Annotated in this window: 1 protein-coding gene and 1 pseudogene; one reads left to right on the top strand and one right to left on the bottom strand. The window is 58.2% G+C overall.

Annotated features, from left to right (window positions below; genetic code table 11):
- Window positions 1–28 precede the first annotated feature (28 nt).
- Window positions 29–325: a hypothetical protein gene (locus tag G9X67_RS27140; protein WP_171600121.1), complete on the bottom strand. Its 297-nt coding sequence runs from the start codon at window positions 323–325 to the stop codon at window positions 29–31.
- Window positions 326–671: 346 nt separating this feature from the next.
- Between G9X67_RS27140 and G9X67_RS27135 the strand changes: the two are divergent.
- A pseudogene (locus tag G9X67_RS27135) lies at window positions 672–1,019 on the top strand (MFS transporter); the annotation flags it as partial.

Below are 1,019 nucleotides of genomic sequence, written 5' to 3'. Positions count from 1 at the left end.
CTTTAGTGATCGGAGGGCTTCAGAGAGATCAAATCCCAAGATCGATATCCGTCGGGATGCGGCCCTTGAGGCCCACCAGACGCGCGCCAAAGTCGTCTTCGAGAGCCAGCCGTGAAAGGGCCAATTCCAGCAGCTCGGTGTCGGAGGTAACATGGGCACGCTTTTTGGCTGCCTCGATCAACTCCGACGGCACTCGGCCCGACAAGCGGGTATTCTTCGCCGTGCCAAGGAGACCGACGGCCTTCGCTTGCTCGAGTACGAGCTTATTGCGGGCCAACGCGATTTTCGCTTCGCGTTCCGCAGCAGTTCGTGGTTGGGTACCCATAAGATTCTCCTGTGTTGAACAGAATATAGATTGCGTTGAACGAGAGGGCAAGGTTCCATAGCGGTGGGCAGGTTGCGATCCAGGCGTTCGCGGCAAATCATCATGGGAATGACGACGGGAGATTGGTGAATTCTCTGGGGCCGTCGGCTCGGCGGCGGCGAGCTTGCAAGCTCGATCAAACGGCACGCGCACGTCACCGCGCTAGGCAAATCGCGCCGGTTCCCAAGATCACTTTCTCCGACACATTCCCTCAGAAACAAGTTTCGATCTTGGGCCCTGTGATATAGACATCACAGGTCCATACGCGCGTGCTCTGCTTCGACGCGTCAATCCCCGGAGTTGCATTATGAAAATCGCGCCGCAGCAGCGGATCTATGCCTGCTTCTTTCTCTTCGCTGTGTCGCTGGGGGCGCTGCTGTCGAGGATGCCGGATTTGCAGGTTGCGCTTGGCGTCAATAAGTCCGAGCTTGGGTTAACGCTGATAGGGGCTGCGATCGGCGCCTTGATTTCGTTGACTTTATCTTCGCCCTTGATCGCCCGACTCGGCGCGCGTACGACGGCATTCATTACTGTTCTCGGCACGTCTGCGCTGCTGTCGCTGGTGCCGTGGATCGGTGCGGCGCCGATCGTGTTCTGTGTGCTCTTCGTTGAGGGGCTGCTCGCCGGGGCGCTGGAGATCAATCTCAATGTTGAG

Source organism: Rhizobium sp. WYCCWR 11152, assembly GCF_013087615.1.
In the GTDB taxonomy this organism is placed as follows: domain Bacteria; phylum Pseudomonadota; class Alphaproteobacteria; order Rhizobiales; family Rhizobiaceae; genus Rhizobium; species Rhizobium indicum.
The sequence above is the reverse complement of the archived record's forward strand: the minus strand, read 5'-3'. Positions and strand labels throughout refer to the sequence as shown.

Excerpts from the sequence above, each read along its gene's own strand:
- G9X67_RS27140 (WP_171600121.1), bottom strand. The coding sequence starts at position 325 with ATGGGTACCCAACCACGAACTGCTGCGGAACGCGAAGCGAAAATCGCG.